At 55.4% G+C, this 19,131-nt stretch carries 17 protein-coding genes; 11 read left to right on the forward strand and 6 right to left on the reverse strand.

Annotation, left to right across the window (positions count from 1 at the left end):
• Nucleotides 1–14: 14 nt before the first annotated feature.
• From OSH09_RS03640 to ugpB, 4 genes are all read right to left on the reverse strand, one after another.
• On the reverse strand, nt 15–1,100 hold the full coding sequence (locus OSH09_RS03640) for a sn-glycerol-3-phosphate import ATP-binding protein UgpC (protein ID WP_207874805.1): 1,086 nt from the start codon (nt 1,098–1,100) through the stop codon (nt 15–17).
• A 20-nt stretch (nt 1,101–1,120) separates the two neighbouring features.
• Nucleotides 1,121–1,963 carry a sn-glycerol-3-phosphate ABC transporter permease UgpE gene (gene ugpE, locus OSH09_RS03645; RefSeq protein ID WP_207874806.1) on the reverse strand — a complete coding sequence of 281 codons (843 nt, stop codon included), beginning with the start codon at nt 1,961–1,963 and terminating at the stop codon, nt 1,121–1,123.
• 21 nt (nt 1,964–1,984) lie between these two features.
• A complete protein-coding gene (ugpA, locus tag OSH09_RS03650) occupies nt 1,985–2,869 on the reverse strand; it encodes a sn-glycerol-3-phosphate ABC transporter permease UgpA (protein WP_207874807.1) in 885 nt (294 codons plus the stop codon).
• Nucleotides 2,870–3,053: 184 nt separating this feature from the next.
• Nucleotides 3,054–4,361 (reverse strand): sn-glycerol-3-phosphate ABC transporter substrate-binding protein UgpB, encoded by a 1,308-nt coding sequence (gene ugpB / locus OSH09_RS03655; protein ID WP_207874808.1) that lies wholly within the window; start codon nt 4,359–4,361, stop codon nt 3,054–3,056.
• A 178-nt stretch (nt 4,362–4,539) separates the two neighbouring features.
• Here ugpB and proC point away from each other — a divergent pair, with 178 nt between their 5' ends.
• The 6 genes from proC to OSH09_RS03685 all read left to right on the forward strand — a co-directional run bounded on the left by proC (nt 4,540) and on the right by OSH09_RS03685 (nt 10,548).
• On the forward strand, nt 4,540–5,379 hold the full coding sequence (gene proC, locus OSH09_RS03660) for a pyrroline-5-carboxylate reductase (protein ID WP_266120192.1): 840 nt from the start codon (nt 4,540–4,542) through the stop codon (nt 5,377–5,379).
• Between the two features lie 324 nt (nt 5,380–5,703).
• Entirely contained in the window at nt 5,704–6,828 is a 1,125-nt protein-coding gene (locus OSH09_RS03665; protein WP_207874810.1) for a high-affinity branched-chain amino acid ABC transporter substrate-binding protein, read from the forward strand.
• 104 nt (nt 6,829–6,932) lie between these two features.
• The gene (gene livH, locus OSH09_RS03670; protein ID WP_266120193.1) at nt 6,933–7,862 is read left to right on the forward strand and encodes a high-affinity branched-chain amino acid ABC transporter permease LivH; all 930 of its coding nucleotides are present in this window, start codon (nt 6,933–6,935) and stop codon (nt 7,860–7,862) included.
• A complete protein-coding gene (locus OSH09_RS03675; protein WP_207874812.1) occupies nt 7,862–9,085 on the forward strand; it encodes a high-affinity branched-chain amino acid ABC transporter permease LivM in 1,224 nt (407 codons plus the stop codon). The genes livH and OSH09_RS03675 overlap by 1 nt, the downstream gene beginning before the upstream one ends.
• Nucleotides 9,082–9,846 carry a high-affinity branched-chain amino acid ABC transporter ATP-binding protein LivG gene (livG, locus tag OSH09_RS03680; RefSeq protein ID WP_222668058.1) on the forward strand — a complete coding sequence of 255 codons (765 nt, stop codon included), beginning with the start codon at nt 9,082–9,084 and terminating at the stop codon, nt 9,844–9,846. Before OSH09_RS03675 ends, livG begins: the two co-directional genes overlap by 4 nt.
• Nucleotides 9,847–10,548: an ABC transporter ATP-binding protein gene (locus OSH09_RS03685; RefSeq protein WP_207874814.1), complete on the forward strand. Its 702-nt coding sequence runs from the start codon at nt 9,847–9,849 to the stop codon at nt 10,546–10,548.
• 260 nt (nt 10,549–10,808) lie between these two features.
• Here the strand turns inward: OSH09_RS03685 and OSH09_RS03690 are convergent, their stop codons facing one another.
• Nucleotides 10,809–11,423, reverse strand: a complete 615-nt coding sequence (locus OSH09_RS03690) for a glutathione S-transferase family protein (RefSeq protein ID WP_266120194.1) — start codon at nt 11,421–11,423, stop codon at nt 10,809–10,811.
• A gap of 64 nt (nt 11,424–11,487) precedes the next feature.
• Nucleotides 11,488–13,395, reverse strand: a complete 1,908-nt coding sequence (locus OSH09_RS03695; RefSeq protein ID WP_266120195.1) for an alpha/beta hydrolase family protein — start codon at nt 13,393–13,395, stop codon at nt 11,488–11,490.
• A gap of 154 nt (nt 13,396–13,549) precedes the next feature.
• Between OSH09_RS03695 and OSH09_RS03700 the strand changes: the two genes are divergently transcribed.
• From OSH09_RS03700 to OSH09_RS03720, 5 genes are all read left to right on the forward strand, one after another.
• On the forward strand, nt 13,550–14,521 hold the full coding sequence (locus tag OSH09_RS03700) for a D-2-hydroxyacid dehydrogenase (protein ID WP_266120196.1): 972 nt from the start codon (nt 13,550–13,552) through the stop codon (nt 14,519–14,521).
• A gap of 3 nt (nt 14,522–14,524) precedes the next feature.
• Nucleotides 14,525–15,313, forward strand: coding sequence for an SDR family oxidoreductase (locus OSH09_RS03705; RefSeq protein WP_266120197.1), 789 nt, complete (start codon nt 14,525–14,527; stop codon nt 15,311–15,313).
• 12 nt (nt 15,314–15,325) lie between these two features.
• Complete coding sequence (locus OSH09_RS03710) at nt 15,326–16,369, forward strand: type I glyceraldehyde-3-phosphate dehydrogenase (protein ID WP_207874821.1); 1,044 nt, start codon at nt 15,326–15,328, stop codon at nt 16,367–16,369.
• A gap of 51 nt (nt 16,370–16,420) precedes the next feature.
• Nucleotides 16,421–17,818 (forward strand): class II fumarate hydratase, encoded by a 1,398-nt coding sequence (gene fumC, locus OSH09_RS03715; protein WP_207874822.1) that lies wholly within the window; start codon nt 16,421–16,423, stop codon nt 17,816–17,818.
• Between the two features lie 129 nt (nt 17,819–17,947).
• Nucleotides 17,948–19,129 (forward strand): PQQ-dependent sugar dehydrogenase, encoded by a 1,182-nt coding sequence (locus OSH09_RS03720; protein WP_266120198.1) that lies wholly within the window; start codon nt 17,948–17,950, stop codon nt 19,127–19,129.
• Nucleotides 19,130–19,131 lie beyond the last annotated feature (2 nt).

Consider the following 19,131-nt stretch of genomic DNA (forward strand, 5'->3'; position numbering starts at 1 on the left):
GAGCAGCCACGGACCTAGGCGTCGATACGCAAGCCCGTATCGCGATCAAACCAATGCAAAGGATGGGGAGGCATGTAACCAATCTGAATAGCCTCACCCAATTGAATCGGGTATTGGCGTGTTTGCTCAATAGGGCAGCGCACAATAATGCGGTAATCCCCACAGCCCAAATGCAAAAGCTGCTCGGAGCCCAGAATTTCCACCATTTCCACCTGGGTTGTGACCCCGGGTACATGTAGCTGGATATGCTCGGGCCGTATGCCCAAAAACACCTTACGACCACGCACGGCAGCAGGCACCATTTCCGGGCCAAACTGCACGGGTTGACCGTTGTCCTGCATGATCTGACCTTGCTCGTCCACCTGTACTGGCAGCAGGTTCATGGGCGGTGAACCGATGAACGTGGCTACAAAGACGGAAGCAGGCTTCTCGAACACCTCGGCAGGGGTACCAATCTGTTCAGGCATGCCCTGATTCATCACAATCATGCGCTCGGCCAGGGTCATGGCTTCGATCTGATCGTGGGTTACGTACAAGCTGGTCGTCTTCAAGCGGCGATGCAGCTTTTGAATCTCCAGGCGCATCTGCACCCGTAGCTTGGCATCCAGATTGGACAAGGGTTCATCAAACAGGAACACCTTGGGCTCACGCACAATGGCACGGCCCATTGCAACCCGTTGGCGCTGCCCGCCCGATAGCTGACCAGGGCGACGTTCCAGCAAAGCGCCCAACTCCAGAATGGCTGCGGCCGCATTCACTCTCTGCTTGATCTCGTCCTTGGAGAACTTACGGATCTTCAAGCCATACGCCATATTGTCAAAGACCGACATATGGGGGTAGAGCGCATAGTTCTGGAACACCATGGCAATATCGCGCTCGGCCGGTTCCAGATCATTGACGACCTTGCCATCAATCAGCACCTGGCCTTCCGTGACGGATTCCAGGCCCGCCACCATACGCATCAAGGTGGATTTCCCGCAGCCAGACGGGCCCACAATGACCACGAACTCGCCATCGTTCACGTCCACATCAATGCCGTGAATAACGACCGTCCCATTCGGGTAGGTTTTCTTGACGCCTTCAAATCGTAAGCTAGCCATTCAATAAAGCCTGTAGAGAATTACTTTTCGGAGTCGATGAGACCTTTGACGAACCACTTTTGCATCAGCATCACCACCAGGGCAGGCGGGATCATGGCCAGCAAGGCTGTCGCCATCACCACGTTCCACTCGGTCACACTGTCGCCACCAGAGATCATGCGCCGGATACCCACCACAATCGGGTACATATCCTCTTGGGTAGTAATGATTAAAGGCCACAAATACTGATTCCAGCCGTAGATGAACTGAATCACAAACAAGGCCGCAATGCTGGTTTTGGACAAAGGCAGCAGCACATCTTTAAAAAATCGCATCGGGCCAGCGCCGTCAATACGGGCGGCCTCGATCAGCTCATCGGGCACCGTCAGAAAGAACTGACGGAACAGGAAGGTAGCGGTTGCAGAGGCGATCAAGGGCAGGATCAGGCCGCCATAGCTGTCAAGCAACTGCAGGTCCGCCACGACCTTGTACGTGGGCATAATGCGCACTTCCACCGGCAGCATCAGGGTGATGAAAATCATCCAGAAAAACAGCATGCGAAACGGGAAGCGGAAATACACCACGGCAAAGGCCGAGAGCATGGAAATAATGATCTTGCCCACCGCAATACCCAGCGCCATCACCATGCTGACCAGCAACATGCGTCCTACCGGCGGGGAGTTCGTCGCGGTGCCCTGCAAGGCAGTAATGTAGTTCTCCACCATATGCGAGCCCGGCAGTAGCGACATGGGGGCACGGGCCACCTCCGCGCTGGTTTGGGTGGAGGCCACAAAGGTGATGTACAGGGGCAGGGCAATCACGATCACACCCAGAATCAGGGTCAGATGCGTGAAAAAATCAAGAATAGGGCGTCGTTCAACCATGACTGTGTTCCTTGCTGCGCATCAGCTATACGTCACTTTGCGATCAATGTAGCGGAACTGAATCACCGTCAGTGCCACAACCACCGCCATCAGTACCACAGACTGAGCGGCTGAAGAGCCAATATCCAGGCCACGGAAACCCGTGTTGTAGACACGGTAAACCAGAATCGAGGTGGCTTCGCCGGGCCCGCCCTGACTGACCACGTCAATAATGGCGAAGGTGTCAAAGAAGGCATAAATAATGTTCACGACCAGCAGGAAGAAAGTCGTCGGGGCCAGCAAAGGAAACACAATGCCCCAGAAACGGCGCATGGGACCGGCACCATCCATGGCCGCCGCTTCAATCAGGGAGCGGGGGATGGCTTGCAGGCCTGCCAGGAAAAACAGGAAATTGTAGGAAATCTGCTTCCATACCGAAGCAATCACCACCAGCAGCATGGCGTCATTGCCATTCAAGCGCGGGTTCCACTGAATACCGTGCTCCAGCAGAAACACGGCCACAATCCCCACCGAGGGAGAAAACAGGAACAACCACAGCACCCCGGCTACCGCAGTGGCCACGGCATAAGGCCAGATCAGCAAGCTGCGATACAACAGCGCGCCTCGTATCACTCGATTTGCCATCACGGCCAGGACCAGAGCAACAACCAAGCCCAACACCGACACGGCCGCCGAAAACACCGCCGTCGTCTTGAACGAGGCCATGTATTCCGCACTACTGAATAGCTCGGCAAAATTATCCAGGCCAACAAACTGCGAAGACAGGCCAAAAGGATCTTCCAAATGAAAAGCCTGCCATAGTGCTTGTCCGGCAGGCAGAAAAAAGAAGATCAGGGTAATGGCTAGCTGCGGAGCAAGTAGCAGATAGGGCAGTGTCTTATGACGAAAGACGACACGTTTTTCCATAGGTTTGCGCGCGTTGGGAAAGGAGCGCCACCATCAGGGTGGGCAGACTTCAAGTGAAACGAAAAGCGTATGAGCGGCTTGGGCTACATGGTGACAGTTTGCTGGCTTTACGCCAAGACAGTACGCCATCATAAGCTGCGCTCATACGCTCGATTGTAAACCACCCGCCCCAGGCGGGACGGGCTTACTTCACGCTCTTTTCAAAGCGCTCCAGCAGTTCATTACCACGACTTTGCATGGCTTTCAAACCTTCTTCCGGCGTTACTTTGCCCGCAAAGATCTGTTCCATCACACCGTCTTCAATATCACGAATCTGAGGCAGGGAGCCCAGACGAATACCACGCGAGTTCTCGGTCGTGCTGGCATCCAACTGTTTCACCGCAACGTCAGCCCCGACGTTCTTGGCGTAGAAGTCCGACTCTTTGGTTTTCTCGAAGCCCGCTTTGGTTACAGGCACATAGCCGGTGTCCTGGTGCCAGGCGGCAGCTTGCTCGGGGCTGGAGATGAAGTGGAAGAACTCGGTCACGCCTTTATAGACATCATCCGATTTCTTGGCAAAGACCCACAGGGAAGCGCCACCAATAATGGAGTTCTGAGGCGCGCCTTGTACATCGCTGTAGTAGGGCAGGCTGCTGGTGCCGAATTCGAATTCACCGGTTTTGATGATGTTGGCGCGGTTACCGCTGGAACCGGTAAACATACCGCACTTGCCGCTGGTAAACAGGGCATTGGGGGTGTCACCACGACCACCGTAGGAGAAGGAGCCGTCCTTGGACATGTCAGCCAGGAAGGTCATGTGCTTCAGGAACAGGGGGTTATCCAGTTGCAGGCGGGCGCTGGGGCCGCCAAAACCGTTGTTTTCGCTGGCAAAGGGAATGTTGTGCCAGGCGGCGAAGTTCTCCAGCAGAATCCACGATGGCCAGGAAGAGGTATAGCCACACTCCTGACCGGACTCACGCAGTTTTTTGGCCGCTTCGTGCAGTTCCTGCCAGGTCTTGGGTGGTTTCTCCGCATCCAGACCGGCTTTTTTGAAAGCGTCCTTGTTGTAGTACAGCACCGGTGTGGAGCTGTTGAACGGCATGGAAATCAGCTTGCCCTCGTTGGAGGAGTAGTAGCCTGCCACTGCACCCAGGAAATCATTGGGGTTAAGCGGTTTACCGGCTTTTTCCGACATTTCCTGCACGGGCTGAATCGCGCCCTTGGCAGCCATCATGGTAGCCGTGCCAACCTCAAACACCTGCAAAATATCCGGGGCGTTACCGGCGCGGAATGCGGCCACACCCGCATTCATGGATTCACCGTAGTTGCCTTTATACGAAGCTTTAACCTGGTAGTCCGACTGAGATGCGTTAAAGTCTTTGACTAGTGCATTAACTCGCTCACCCAAGGCTCCTTCCATCGAGTGCCAGAACTGAATTTCCGTTGCTGCTTGTGCAGTGCCTATGGAAGCAATCAGACCGGCCAGAGACAGGGCAAATAGTTTTGTTCGCATCGGGGCTTTCTCCTGATAAAAGATGCCGCTAAGGTGTAGCAGGTTTTAAAACTCAAGCTTATGACTTGTTTATGACACTCTTGTGAATGTATCCAAGGCACAGTCATATAAGCAATGATTAATTACCCTCAAACGCTAACGAAACGTGTCAGAGGACAGATTTTTAATGGGAGCGATGATGAATCCACACGATACCTCTTTTAAGCTGGCGTTTATTGGCGCGGGCAATATGGCCAGTGCATTGGCCGCCGGTTTAATTGGTAAACGCTGCGGCGGTTCGGACGTTTTGGCTATTGATATCTACCCGCCCGCTCTGGAATCGTGGGCCCAGCAAGGCGTGCATACAGCTAGTGAACCCGGCCCGGCCCTGTCCAAACAGCGCATCTGGGTCTTTGCCGTCAAACCCCAGGTCATGAAAGAAACCGTCCTGGCCTGCAAACCTTACCTGCAGGAAGACACCCTGGTGATCAGCGTGGCAGCCGGTATTCCCGCTACGGCTCTGGCCGAATGGCTGGGCGAGCCCGGTAAACCCTACCAGCGCGTGATCCGCTGCATGCCCAATACCCCGGCCTTTATTGGCTGTGGCATTACCGGCCTGATGGCCCTGGAGCAAGTGGATGAAAGCGATAAAGCCATTGCGCAGCAATTGTTGAAGTCCGTGGGTGAAGTCGTGTGGGTCGAGAACGATGCCGCCATTGATGCCGTCACCGCCGTATCTGGCAGCGGTCCAGCTTACGTCTTTTTGTTCATCGAAGCCTTGATCAAAGCCGGTATCGAGCAAGGTTTGTCGCCCGAACAAGCCCGTCAGCTTTCTCTGGCCACGCTGCACGGTGCCACCCAACTGGCCACGCTTTCGCCTGAAGAGCCTTCCGTTCTGCGTGAACGTGTCACCTCCAAAGGCGGCACCACCGCGGCCGCTCTGAACACCTTTAATGAAGGTGGATTTACACCGCTGGTTCAAAAAGCGGTGAATGCGGCCAAAGTGCGGGCCGGTGAACTGGCTAAAGAGTTTTCCTGATACCCGAATGACTCCCGGTCACCTTGTCAGAATTGATCTAGCGCAATAAAGAAGCAGGGTAGAGGGGCACTCAAGTGGTGCCCCTCTTTTCTTTTACCCATCAGGCTTTTAGTATTCGGGCGGGTTTTGGAAACATGCTGTTAACAAAGCGTCATTATTTTAAAAATGAATTTCCAGGGCGCTAGGGCTTATACGAAGTGACAAGTTTTAGGCGGCTCCCCCAAAATGGGTTCCCCTGGTGCAGAAGCATGCACAGCCAGGCTCCAGAATAAGCACTTTCTAAAAAGCAATGCCGGTAGACACCGGCCTCGGGAGACAGCCGCTATGACCTTTACTCGACGCTTTACCCCCGCTCTTACCGCTTTGGCCACTGTACTGGCCATGGGCACGACTGCCTATGCGGCAGACACCATCAAAATTGGTATTCCTCAACCCATGACTGGCCCGTCCACCCAATACGGTGACCAGATTCAGGCCGGTGCCCTGACCGCAATTGACGCGATCAACGCCGCAGGGGGTGTCAAAGGCAAAAAGCTGGAAGCCGTGTTGATTGACGATGCATGCGAGCCCAAGCAGGCCGTTCCTGCTGCCAACCGCGTGGTCAACTCCGGTGCCAAGTTCGCTGTGGCTCACGCGTGCTCGGGCACAACCGTCCCCGCCGTGAACATTTACGAGCAAGAAGGCATTGTGGCGATTACTCCCGGTGCTACTTCGCCCCTGGTTACCGACACCATCAAGCCCCATTACTTTTTCCGCACCATTGGTCGTGACGACCAGCAAGGCCCCTTTGCTGCCGATTACATTGCGGACGTCCTGAAGCCCAAGACAATTGCCGTCCTGCACGACAAGCAGACATACGGCTCGGGCGTGGCCACCCAGGTACGTGATGCCCTGAAGAAAAAGGACATGAATATTGTCATGTACGAGGGCATTAACGTCGGTGACAGCGATTACTCTGCCGTCATCACCAAGCTCAAAGGCGTCAACCCCGACCTGATCTACTTTGGTGGTTACCACGCTGAGCTGGGTCTGCTGCTGCGCCAGGCGCGTGAACAAGGCATGAAAAACACCTTCATGGGTCCGGAAGGGGTCGCCAACCGGGATCTGGTCGCGATTGCCGGTCCGGCAGTGGAAGGTTTGCTGGTGACGTTGCCAACCGACTTTACCAAGATGCCAGCCAACAAAGAGGTGATGGAAAACTTCACCAAATACAAGCGCAATCCTAACGGGGCCTTCACGTTCCCTGCCTACGCAGCCGTGCAGATTATTGCCGATACGATCAACGCGGTAGGCGAAGATTCGACCAAGGGAGCCGACTACATGCACGCTAATGCGTTCAATACCGCCATTGGCAAGGTAGAATACGACGCCAAGGGTGATTTGAAGCATTTCGAATTTGCCGTTTTCAAGTGGGATAAAGAAGGTAACTTTGATCTTATTGAGAAATAAGACAGGTTTACATGCCCCCGCTCTTTACGAAGAACGGGGGCATTGCTTTTGGATGCCCACAAAGCCTCAAAACAAAACGACGGACTCAACGGAAAAAAACAAGCATGTCTGATTTACTCCCTCAGATCGTGCAGCAGCTGTTCAATGGATTATCCTTGGGCGCTATTTATGCACTGATCGCCATCGGCTACACAATGGTCTATGGCATTATCGGAATGATTAACTTTGCCCACGGCGAGATCTACATGATCGGCGCCTATGTCGGGCTGGTTACCCTGACTGCGATTGGCGTAGGCTCGGGTCTGCCCATCTGGCTGATCATTCTTATCATGTTGCTGGTTGCCATCCTGGTAACCGCCGTCTACGGCTATGCGATTGAAAAAGTCGCCTATGCGCCGCTGCGAGGCAGCCCACGGCTGGTCCCGCTGATCTCGGCCATTGGTATGTCCATTTTCTTGCAAAACTGGGTGGCCCTGGGCCAAGGTGCACGCGATATGGCCGTGCCCACGCTGCTGTCGGGTTCCTTCCAGTTCACCCTGGGTTCGGATGGTTTCACCATCACAGCGCCTTACTCACGCGTCATGATCATTGTCGTGACCGTGGCGCTGATGATCATGCTCAGCCTCTATATCAAATACTCCCGCCTGGGCCGAGCCTCGCGTGCTTGTTCACAAGACTTGCGCATGGCTAACCTGCTGGGTATCGACACCAATAAAATCATCTCCTTCACCTTTGTCATCGGCGCCATGCTGGCGGCGGTGGGTGGTGTGCTGATTGCCACCGCCATTGGCAAACTGAATCCTTTCATCGGCTTTATCGCCGGTATCAAGGCCTTTACTGCAGCGGTACTTGGCGGTATTGGCAGCATCCCCGGCGCCATGCTGGGCGGCGTGCTGCTGGGTCTGGCAGAAACCTTTGCTGCTGCCTTTATTTCGTCGCAGTACAAGGACATCGTGGCCTTTTTACTGTTGGTCTTTATCTTGCTGTTCCGCCCAACGGGCCTGCTAGGTAAACCCGAGGTGGAGAAAGTCTGATGATGAACCGCTTTAGCAATGCATTTATCGCCGCTGTCTTGGCAGGCATTATTGTGGCCCCCGTCTTTGGCCTGCAGATCGTGCGCGCCGGGATGAACACCCATCTGGAAAGCGATTGGCAAATCATTCTGATCGGTATGGCACTGGTCTTTGTGGTGCAGCTCATTCGTCCTAACGTCAATCGCACCAAGGTACGAGAAAGCCGTTGGACACTGCCTAAACTGAGCATGCAACACAAGAAGATCCTGCTGTATATCGTGATCGCTTGTGCCGTGGTCTGGCCCTTTTTCGGTGGTCGTGCCCAGGTGGACATTGCCACCCTGGTGCTGATCTACATCATGCTGGGCCTGGGGCTGAACATCGTGGTGGGCTTTGCAGGCCTGCTGGACCTAGGTTTTGTGGGCTTTTATGCCGTGGGTGCCTACACCTACGCCTTGCTCTATCACTACGCAGGTTGGGGCTTCTGGGAAGCTTTGCCGCTGGCCGGTGGTATGGCAGCCTTGTTTGGCTTCCTGCTGGGTTTCCCTGTGCTGCGCTTGCGCGGCGACTATCTGGCCATCGTCACCTTGGGTTTTGGTGAAATCATTCGCCTCTTGCTCATCAATATGTATGACCTGACTGGCGGCCCAGACGGTATTTCCGGTATCCCCAAGCCCACCGTATTCGGTTTCCCCATGGCACGCCGTGCACCAGAAGGGCAGACTACCTTCCACGATCTGATGGGCTGGACCTTCAGCAACCAGGACGTGGTGGTGTATCTGTACTTGATGGCACTGGCTTTGGCCCTGATTACCTTGCTGGTCTCTAGCCGCGTCGTACGCATGCCCATTGGCCGCGCCTGGGAAGCCCTGCGCGAGGACGAGATTGCTTGCCGTTCGCTGGGTCTGAACCCCACTTCCATCAAACTGTCCGCCTTTACCATGGGCGCCATGTTTGCCGGTTTTGGTGGCGCGTTCTTCGCCGCCCGTCAGGGTCTGGTTAACCCGGAGTCCTTCACCTTTATTGAATCCGCCTTGATCCTGGCCATCGTGGTGCTGGGTGGTATGGGTTCGCAAATCGGCGTCATTCTGGCTGCCATTGTGCTGACAGTGGTTCCTGAATTGGCCCGAGAGTTCGCGGAGTATCGGATGTTGATTTTTGGTCTGGTCATGGTGGCCATGATGGTTTGGCGTCCACAGGGCTTGCTGCCTGTGCAACGTCCTCATGTGGAGTTGCGTACATGAGCCCATTACTGCGAGTATCAGACCTGTCGATGCGTTTTGGTGGCTTGCTGGCGGTGGATTCCGTCAGCTTCGAAGTGGCTAAAGACGAGGTTTTTGCCATCATCGGCCCCAACGGCGCCGGTAAAACGACCGTATTTAACTGCGTAGGCGGCTTTTACAAGCCCACCTCCGGTTCCGTCACCCTGGAAGACCAGCCCATCCACGGCCTGTCCAGCCACAAAGTGGCTCAAAAAGGCCTGGTGCGTACCTTCCAGAACGTGCGTCTGTTCAAGAAACTGACCGTGCTGGAAAACCTGCTGGTCGCCCAGCACAGCCAGCTTAAGGCAGGCTTCCTGTCCGGTCTGCTAAACCTGTCGCGCTACAAGCAGTCCGAAAGGGAAGCCAAAGAACGCGCCGTGACGTGGCTGGACTTCATGGGTCTGACCGACCTTGCCAACCGTGAGGCGGGTAACCTGGCCTACGGCCACCAGCGCCGCCTGGAAATTGCACGTTGCATGATCACCCAGCCTCGCTTGCTGATGCTGGACGAGCCTGCAGCGGGCCTGAATCCCCAAGAGAAACGCGATCTGCAAGCCCTGATCGACCAACTGCGCCGTGAATTTGGCGTCGCCGTCTTGCTGATCGAGCACGATATGAGCCTGGTTATGGGCGTATCAGACCGGATTCTGGTGATGGAATATGGCAAACCCATCGCCACCGGCCTACCTGAAGAAGTGCGCAATGATCCGCGCGTCATCAAAGCCTATCTGGGGGAAGAATAAGTGCTGAAGCTGGACTCCGTCTCTACCCATTACGGCGCTATTCAGGCGCTCGATCAGGTCAGCGTGGACGTCAACCAGGGCGAGATCGTCACCCTGATTGGCGCGAACGGCGCTGGAAAAACCACCTTGCTCATGACCGTGTGCGGCTCGCCCCGAGCCAGTTCAGGCAGCATCAGCTTTATGGGCGAGGACATTACCAAAGCCGACACGCATCGCATCATGCGTAAAGGCATTGCCATCTCTCCCGAAGGCCGCCGCGTCTTTCCAGACCTGACCGTCTCGGAAAACCTGAAGATGGGCGGCTTCTTTCTGAACCGCAGCGAAATCGAAGAAGGGGAGGAGCACGTCTACAAACTGTTCCCTCGCCTGAAAGAACGTGCTTCGCAGCGTGCCGGAACCATGTCGGGTGGCGAGCAGCAAATGCTGGCTATTGGCCGTGCGCTGATGAGCAAGCCTTCCTTGTTGCTGCTGGACGAACCCACACTGGGCCTGGCCCCGCTGATCATCGCGCAGATTTTCGACATCATCCGCATGATTCGGGAAGAAGGCGTGACGGTGTTCCTGGTTGAACAGAACGCCAACAAGGCCCTGCAAGTCGCAGACCGTGGCTATGTGCTGGAAACCGGGAAAGTGGTGATGCAGGATACCGGGGCCAATCTGCTGGCGAATCCGGATATTCGGAAGGCGTATTTGGGGGCTTAACAAGCCAGTTCATACAGCCCCAAGCCGTCAAGACATCACTGATTTAAAGCCCAGCTTTAATTTAAATGCTTCAAAAAAAAACCTGAATTCAGCGCAAGCTGAAATTCAGGTTTTTTTATTCGGCTGTCATAAGGGCAAGAACAGCAGTACATACTAAAGCTTAAAAACCATATTCGTTTGTAATATGCTTGCCCCAGTTTTCAGTGGAACGAATCCTGGCAGTATCCTCTGAAAGCGTCTATCGCTAGCCGCGATCCCACTTAATCTTTCAACAAACCTTCACCACGCAGAGCCGCTTTCACGCCTTCGTTCTGCTCCATACGAGCAAAGAAAGCGTTCAGGTTCTTCATGCCAGACAGGTCCAGCTTCATCAGGCCAGCCCAGCGCAGCACCACGTACAGGTAAGCATCAGCCACAGACAAGGAGCCCGACAGGGTTTCTTTGCCTTCCAGGTGCTTGTCGATCACGCCCAGTTGCTTGGTCAGCAAAGCAGCGGTCTTGGCTTTGACTTCGGCTTGTGTCGCTTCCTGGTCAGCATAGCGATGCGTACCGAACACCACACCCACGTTGCGGTGGATTTCAGCATTCAGAAATGCGAGCCAGCGGCGGGCTTCAAAGCGTTGTTCGATAGTGCTGCCCAACAGATTTGCCTGGGGATTCTTCTCGTTCAGGTACTCCAGAATGGCGATGCTTTGGGTCAGAACCAGATCACCATCTACCAGAACCGGCACGGCGCCGTTGGGGTTCAGTTTCAGGAATTCTTCTTGTTGCAGCTCGTCGCGGCTGACGCGCTGGGATTCAAAAGGCTTGCCTATCCACTCCAATGCAATGCGGGTCACCAGAGGGCAAGCACCAGTCATGTAATACAGTTTCATAAGTTCTCTTTCCAAAAGTGCGATAAACAAAATGGCGCGAGTTCGTCGCGCCACTCTACAACCATTATGGGTGCAAATGTCGCGCTAAAAAGCGTTCCATACGCTCATAAAACTCGAACTTGTTCTCGTCGTTATGAAAACCGTGGCCTTCGTTGTCCTTGACCATGTATTCCACATCCACGCCACGCGCTTTCAACGCCGCGACCATTTGATCACTTTCCGCCTTGTTGACTCGTGGGTCGTGTGCGCCCTGGGCGATAAACAGAGGTGTACGGATCTTGTCGGCGTGCAGAACAGGAGAGTTAGCCTCCAGCAGTTCTTTGTCCTTTTCCGGATCACCAACCATGGCGTGCATTTTCACCAGCAAAGGTTTCCAGTACGGGGGAATGGTATTCATGAAAGTCAGCAGGTTGGACACACCCACATAATCCACGGCCGCTGCATACAAGTCCGGGGTTTTGACGATACCGGCCAAGGTGGCGTAACCACCGTAGCTGGCACCGTAAATGGCGATACGCTTGGGATCAGCAATCTTTTGATCGATCAGCCACTGGACGCCATCGGTGATGTCGTCCTGCATGCTCAGGCCCCATTGCTTGAAGCCCGCTTCCCAGAACTTGCGACCATAACCGGTGGAGCTGCGGAAGTTGATCTGCAAGACGGCGTAGCCACGGTTGGCCAGGAATTGCACCTCGGGGTTGAAGCCCCAGTAATCGCGCGCCCAAGGGCCACCGTGCGGGTTGATCACCACGGGCAGATTACGGCTGGGCACGCCCAATGGCAGGCTCAGGTAACCGTGAATTTTCATGCCATCACGCGCTGTAAATTCGATGGGATGCATGACTGCCATATCGCTTTCTGGCAGGGCGCTATTGATAACGGCCAGCTTATGCAGGCTGTTGCTGTCCACGTCGTAAAGGTAGCGTGAACCTGGATTGCGGTCGCTGTAGCTGGCCACAATCATTTTCTTTTCATCACGGGTGATGGACTGAACGCTGATCTCGTAGCCGGGCAGTTGGCGGGCGATAGCGGCGTGAATCTGCTCGCTACGCTCGTCAAAGAAATGCTGACCGGGTTTGTCGGTGTAGTAATCCACCGAAGTCAGTACCTGACGCAGGCGAGAATAACCCGCCCCCATCAGATCATGACTGGGCAATTCGTAGATTTTCTCTTCGTCGTCCGGCTTGGCGGGGTCAATCAGGACCAAGGCCAAGGTGTCACGACCACGATTGCTCAAGGCATAGAAGCGCTGGTTATCGGCGTGGAAGAAGAGGGGGCTGACTTCGGTACGGAAATCCGTTTGCAAAATACTGCGGAACGGCTCGGATTCGCTCTCACGGTAGCGCAGTTCGGAATCTACGCCAGAGATGGAAATGGCCATGCGCACTCGACCTTGATGGTCAGTGCTCCAGCCCAACACGTCACCGGGGTTTTCAGCGGCCAGTGTGCTTTCACCGGTCAGGACGTTAACCTTGTAGACATCGAACACTTCAGGGTTACGGCCATTGTGCGATACCAGGATGTGTTCCGGATCGTCCGGCAAATCATCCTGCACACCAGCTCGGACACCTTCCAGCGGCGTCAGGTCAGTTACCTTACCGCTCAGCGCGTTCACAGCCAGAACGTGATAGTTCTCGTCGCCATTCACGTCTTTAGCGTAAATAACAGTCTCATCGCCTTTCCAGAAGTACTCGGCAATATCACGTTGATGTTCAGCAGTGATGCGGCGAGCCTCACCAACGGGCTCACTGCCTTTTAACTCTTGCACAAAGATGTTCTGGCGGGCGGGTTGGCCGTCGATCTTGACGGGTTCCATGAAGCCAATCATGCGCCCCTGATCAGAGATTCGGAAACCGCTACGCTTGGGATTCTGAAAGAAATCCCGAATGTCATACAGTGGGGGAGTGGCGCTAGCGACGTTATCCGGAATCAGGGCGTGGGCACCCAAAGAGAGCAAGAGGGACAAGAGCATAAGCAATAACCTATAAAACAGGGTTATGAGAGTGAGACCTAGGACAAGCCTGTATCAATCCCATTACTATATCGGATGATGATCCCAAGCAAGGGCAAGAACCTTCTGAAAATAGGGCCAGAATGTCAGGTGGCCGCTCAGGACAAGGACAGGCATGACTTCTAAAACTCGTATCGTTTTTCTGGATAGGGAAACACTGTCAGACAGCGTCACGCTGCAACAGGTTCCCTTTGAACACGAACTTCAGGTTTACGGGCGTACCACGCCTGAACAAGTGGCTGAACGTATTGCGGATGCCGACATCGTCATCAGCAATAAAGTGGCGCTGCGACGCGAACATCTGGAGGCAGCAAGCCAGTTGAAAATGATCGCGCTGGCCGCGACCGGCAGCGACAATATTGACCTGGATGCCGCCCGTGAACGCCAGATTGTGGTCAGCAATATTCGGGACTATGCCGTCCGTAGTGTTCCCGAACACGTTTTTGCCCTGGTCTTCGCCTTACGCCGCAATATTTGCGCCTATCGCCAGTCCGTGAAAGAAGGCCGCTGGCAAGAGGCGCAGCAGTTCTGTTATTTCGACTATCCGATCCGCGATCTGGCGGGCTCCACCTTGGGGCTGATCGGTTCGGGCTCTTTGGGCCAGGCAGTCGCCACCCTGGGCCGAGCCTTGGGCATGAAAGTTATCTTCGCCCAGCGCCGTGGCCAAACGATTGTCAGCAATACGGACGATCGCTTGCCCTTTGAGCAGGTGCTGGATCAGGCCGACATTATCTCCTTGCATTGCCCCCTGACACCCGAAACTCAGAACATGCTGGGCATGCAGGAATTCGAGCGCATGGCGGCTCGCCGCCCCTTGCTGATCAATACCGCCCGTGGCGGGCTGATTGATAATCAAGCGCTGGATCATGCCCTGCGACACGGCTGGCTGGGAGGGGCGGGCATTGATGTCTGCACACCCGAACCACCACCCGCAGACCATATCCTGATGCACTTGTTAGACTTACCCAATTACATTTTGACGCCGCACATAGGCTGGGCCAGTCAGGAAGCCATGCAGGCCCTGGCAAACCAGCTCATCGAAAACATTGTGGCTTTTCACCGTGGCGAACCACGCCATACGCTGTAAATAATGACTGACTTAAGCTCCTATCAAGCCAATTTCTCCCTGGCAGGCCGCTGTGCTCTGGTTACTGGCTCGTCCGCCGGTCTGGGCCTGGAGATTGCCCGCGCCTACGCGGCTCACGATGCCCATGTTGTGCTGCATGGCCGTAACGCCAGCAAGCTCGCCAGCCTGGCGGATGAATTAAAAGCAGCCGGTGCCCAGGCCGATATCTGGGAACACGATCTGGCCGATCTGGACTCCTTGCCCGACTCTTATCAGGCCCTATGTCAGCGTGTCGGCACCCCGGATATTCTGGTGAACAATGTAGGCGTACGACTGCGCAGCAGCTTGCAGGACGCCGCCTGGGACGATATTGAGCATTTGCTGCAAGTAGACCTGCTGGCGACGCTGAAATTATCCAAATATGCCGCTCAGGCTATGCTGAAGGCCCAGACTCGACAGGGCCGGATTGTGACCCTGACCTCCATTGCTGGCCCACTAGCCCGCCCAGGCGATGCAATTTACCCCGTCGCCAAGCAGGGACTGGCCGGTATGGTGCGCGCACTGGCAGTAGAATTTGGCGGGCAGGGCATTACCAGCAACGGCATCGCCCCCGGCACGTTCGCCACGGAAAGCAATGCGGCCTTGGCCCAGGACCCGGTCAAAGGCCCGCTGGTCGTCGGTCGTAATCCCTTGGGGCGCTGGGCCAATCCGGATGAAATCCGCGCTGCTGCTGTATTTTTGGCCTCTCCGGCTGCCTCCTATGTCAATGGCCATATTGTGGTTGTAGACGGCGGATTCTCCATTACTTTCTGATTTTTATTGATCATGCCGCTACCTCGTCCCATCCGCATCGCGATCAATGGCTATGGCCGCATAGGGCGCTGCCTGCTGCGTGCCATTTACGAATCCCCACAAAGCCAGGAATTTGAGGTTGTGGTGATCAACGAGCCCGCCACGATTGCCACCATGGCCTACCTGACGCGCTTTGATTCGACCCACGGGGTATTTCCAGCTTCGGTAGAACACAATGAGCACGAGCTGATTGTGGGCGGCAAGGCCATACGGGTATTGCACGAGACAGATCCCAAAGCCATAGATTGGGCAGCGCTGGACCTGGACATGCTGATCGAATGCAGTGGTGCCTTTGGCAGCCGTGCCGAGCTACAACAGTTTCTGGAGGCCGGTTGTCCGCGCGTCCTGCTCTCCAACCCCGGCAATAGCGCACACGACGTGGATTTCACCGCCGTTCTGGGCATTAATCACGAGCAACTTCAGGGCGACGAACGGATTGTCTCCAATGCCTCTTGCACTACCAATGCCATCATCCCGGTGCTGGCCGAGCTGGATAAGACCTTTGGCATACGCCATGCCTTTTTAAGCACGCTGCACTCGGTCATGAACGATCAACCCATGATTGACGGCTATCACAGCAGCGATCTGGCCCGCACCCGTTCCGCCTTGCAATCCATGATTCCGGTCTCTACCGGACTGGCGACCGGCGTAGAGCGCCTTTTGCCGCAGCTAAAAGGCAAAGTTCAGGCCAAGTCTATCCGCGTGCCTATCTTGAACGTGTCGGCCATTGATCTGATGGTCAATCTGGAGCGCGACACCAGCCGGGACGAAATCAACCAGCTCTTCCAGCAAGCGGTACAACAATGGCCTGGTATTCTGGACTATTCCGATCAGGCTCATGCCTCGATCGACTTCAATCACAATCCACACTCTGCTGTGGTGGACGGCTCGCAAACCCGCACGAATGGGGACGGGCTGGTCAATATGCTGGTCTGGTTTGACAACGAATGGGGATTTTCCAACCGCATGCTTGATATTGCCTGTGTGTGGGCTGCGCGCTTTTTGCGCCAGCCGTGAACACCCCATTTTTCAAACCAATCCGCCATCCTCTTTCTTACAGGAGCCATGATGAGTACGACACGTATTGAACAGGATTCCATGGGAACCATTGAAGTTCCCGCCGACCACTACTGGGGCGCGCAGACACAGCGCTCGATCCAGAACTTCCCCATTGGCCGCGACCGCTTCCAGTGGGGCCGCAGCATGATCGAGTCGCTGGGCATCCTGAAAAAATCCACGGCCCTGGCTAACCAGGAACTGGGTGAATTACCCGAAGACCTGGCCCGCCTGATCGTCGAAGCGGCTGATGAAGTCATTGCAGGCAAGTGGGACACAGAGTTCCCGCTGGTGGTGTTCCAGACCGGCTCTGGCACCCAAAGCAATATGAACGTGAACGAGGTGATCTCCAACCGCGCCATTGAACTGGCCGGTGGCGAGAAAGGCAGCAAAAAGCCCGTCCACCCGAACGATCACGTAAACCGTGGCCAGTCCTCCAACGACACTTTTCCTACCGCCATGTACATCGCGGTAGGTCTGGAATGTCAGCGCCGCCTGCGTAAAGATGTGGGCCAACTGCGCGACACCCTGGCCGCCAAAGCCAAACAGTTCAACGACATTGTCAAAACTGGCCGTACCCACTTGCAAGACGCGACGCCCATCACACTGGGGCAGGAAATCGGTGCCTGGGTGGCACAGATTGATTTCGGCCTGCAAACCGTGGACAAGGCGCTGGATGGTATTTACCAATTGGCGATTGGTGGCACGGCTGTTGGTACAGGTCTGAATGCCCACCCTCAGTTTGGTGAACGCACGGCCGCCCACATCGCAAAAATCACCGGCTTGCCGTTTGAAGCAGCAGAAAACAAGTTCTTTGCACTGTCGGCTCACGACGCACTGGTGAACTTGTCCGCTTCTCTGCGTACCCTGGCGGGTGCCTTGATGAAGATGGCCAATGATGTGCGTTGGCTGGCCAGCGGCCCTCGTTGCGGGATTGGCGAACTGCAAATTCCTGAAAACGAACCGGGTTCCTCGATCATGCCCGGCAAGGTCAACCCCACCCAGTGTGAGGCGCTGACCATGGTCGCCGTGCAAGTGTACGGTAACGATGCAGCAGTCGGTTTTGCCGGTAGCCAAGGCAACTTCCAGTTGAACGTGTACAAACCGGTGATGGTGCACAACGTGCTGGAAAGCATTGCCCTGATCAGTGACGCGTGCCTGGCCTTTGACGAGCATTGCGCCCAAGGTCTGGAGCCCGTCATGGAGAAAATCCAGCACAATCTGGACCAGAACCTGATGCTGGTAACCGCCTTGAACCGCCACATCGGTTACGACAAAGCGGCCGCGATTGCGAAAACAGCCCATAAAGAAGGGCTGACCCTGCGTGAGTCCGCCCTGAAATCGGGCTACCTCACCAACGAGCAATATGATCAGTGGATTGTGCCGCTGGACATGACCCGCCCAGGCTAAACACCTGTGTAGGCTATGCTTGAATGTATTCGCCCCTTTACTGGGGCGAATACATAAACAGCGTCGTCATTTGTCCCTATGAAAGAGTAGGGGAGTGCGGTATCCCACCTATCTGTCTTTCACTGCCTTATGCGTATAAAAAAAACCTTCAGCTTGTCCTTTGCCTTGGCGGCTACCGCCTTGGGGCTAGCCACACTTGCCGCTCCCCTGAGAGCTTGGGCGCAATCTGAACCTGTTCCCGCTATCAGCGGCCCAGCCGTATCGGTCGAGACCTTGGCCAGCGGGCTGGAACACCCTTGGGCCCTGGCTTTTCTGCCCAATAATGCCGGGATTCTGATTACCGAACGCCCAGGCCGTCTACGCGTCTGGACAAAAGAAAACGGTCTGTCAGAACCGATTAGCGGTGTCCCCAAAGTACATGTCCAATCTCAAGGAGGCTTGCTGGATGTAGCCTTGGCCCCGGATTTTTTCCGTAGCCGCCGCATTTATCTGGCCTACGCCGAACGTCGCGACAAGCAGAACTCGGCCACCACAGTGGGCTACGGCGTATTGTCCTCGGACCTGAAACGCATTGACGCCTTCCGTCCGATTTTCCGCCAGGAACCCGCCTTGTCCACCGGACAGCATTATGGCGTGCGGATGGCCTTTGATACGGGTGGTCGAGACCTGTACATCGCCTTGGGCGAAAACAATCAGCCGCCCACCGCCCAGCAACTGGATCATTTGCAAGGCAAAGTGGTACGCATCCGTCCCGATGGAATGGTCCCGCGCGACAACCCATTCCGCAGCCAGCGGACCGCTCGTGCAGAGATCTGGAGCTACGGGCACCGCAACCCCCAAGGAATGGCCTGGAATCCCTGGACAAATGAGCTATGGGTTGCGGAGCATGGCCCGCAAGGCGGCGATGAACTCAACCGTATCAAGCCCGGCGCGAACTATGGCTGGCCCCTGCGTACCGAGGGCCAAGGCTACGATGGCAAACCCATCCCTGATGCCAGCTCCACCCCTCTTGAAGGACTGATTGAGCCATTCCATTACTGGTCAGTCTCACCCGCCATTAGCGGCATGGCTTTCTATAACGACGAACGTATCCCCGACTGGCAGCACAGCCTGTTTGTCGGAGCCTTGAAGGAACAAGCCTTGATTCGTCTGCAATTTGACGAAGAGGACGGCCATATCGTCGGAGAAGAGCGCCTGCTGCAGGATTTAAAGCAACGTATCCGTGATGTACGTGTCGGGCCAGATGGCTATCTCTATGTGCTGACCGACGAGAACGACGGCCAGCTATTGCGTGTCCAGCCCAAACCGTAGAG

The sequence above is a fragment of the Alcaligenes parafaecalis genome (assembly GCF_026344135.1).
GTDB classification, from domain to species: Bacteria; Pseudomonadota; Gammaproteobacteria; order Burkholderiales; family Burkholderiaceae_B; genus Alcaligenes; species Alcaligenes parafaecalis.

What these genes read in the sequence shown, in the direction of transcription:
- OSH09_RS03640 (WP_207874805.1), bottom strand. Translation starts at nt 1,100, where the DNA reads ATGGCTAGCTTACGATTTGAAGGCGTCAAGAAAACCTACCCGAATGGG.
- ugpE (WP_207874806.1), bottom strand. Translation starts at nt 1,963, where the DNA reads ATGGTTGAACGACGCCCTATTCTTGATTTTTTCACGCATCTGACCCTG.
- ugpA (WP_207874807.1), bottom strand. Translation starts at nt 2,869, where the DNA reads ATGGAAAAACGTGTCGTCTTTCGTCATAAGACACTGCCCTATCTGCTA.
- ugpB (WP_207874808.1), bottom strand. Translation starts at nt 4,361, where the DNA reads ATGCGAACAAAACTATTTGCCCTGTCTCTGGCCGGTCTGATTGCTTCC.
- proC (WP_266120192.1), top strand. Translation starts at nt 4,540, where the DNA reads ATGAATCCACACGATACCTCTTTTAAGCTGGCGTTTATTGGCGCGGGC.
- OSH09_RS03665 (WP_207874810.1), top strand. Translation starts at nt 5,704, where the DNA reads ATGACCTTTACTCGACGCTTTACCCCCGCTCTTACCGCTTTGGCCACT.
- livH (WP_266120193.1), top strand. Translation starts at nt 6,933, where the DNA reads ATGTCTGATTTACTCCCTCAGATCGTGCAGCAGCTGTTCAATGGATTA.
- OSH09_RS03675 (WP_207874812.1), top strand. Translation starts at nt 7,862, where the DNA reads ATGATGAACCGCTTTAGCAATGCATTTATCGCCGCTGTCTTGGCAGGC.
- livG (WP_222668058.1), top strand. Translation starts at nt 9,082, where the DNA reads ATGAGCCCATTACTGCGAGTATCAGACCTGTCGATGCGTTTTGGTGGC.
- OSH09_RS03690 (WP_266120194.1), bottom strand. Translation starts at nt 11,423, where the DNA reads ATGAAACTGTATTACATGACTGGTGCTTGCCCTCTGGTGACCCGCATT.
- OSH09_RS03695 (WP_266120195.1), bottom strand. Translation starts at nt 13,395, where the DNA reads ATGCTCTTGTCCCTCTTGCTCTCTTTGGGTGCCCACGCCCTGATTCCG.
- OSH09_RS03700 (WP_266120196.1), top strand. Translation starts at nt 13,550, where the DNA reads ATGACTTCTAAAACTCGTATCGTTTTTCTGGATAGGGAAACACTGTCA.
- OSH09_RS03705 (WP_266120197.1), top strand. Translation starts at nt 14,525, where the DNA reads ATGACTGACTTAAGCTCCTATCAAGCCAATTTCTCCCTGGCAGGCCGC.
- OSH09_RS03710 (WP_207874821.1), top strand. Translation starts at nt 15,326, where the DNA reads ATGCCGCTACCTCGTCCCATCCGCATCGCGATCAATGGCTATGGCCGC.
- fumC (WP_207874822.1), top strand. Translation starts at nt 16,421, where the DNA reads ATGAGTACGACACGTATTGAACAGGATTCCATGGGAACCATTGAAGTT.
- OSH09_RS03720 (WP_266120198.1), top strand. Translation starts at nt 17,948, where the DNA reads ATGCGTATAAAAAAAACCTTCAGCTTGTCCTTTGCCTTGGCGGCTACC.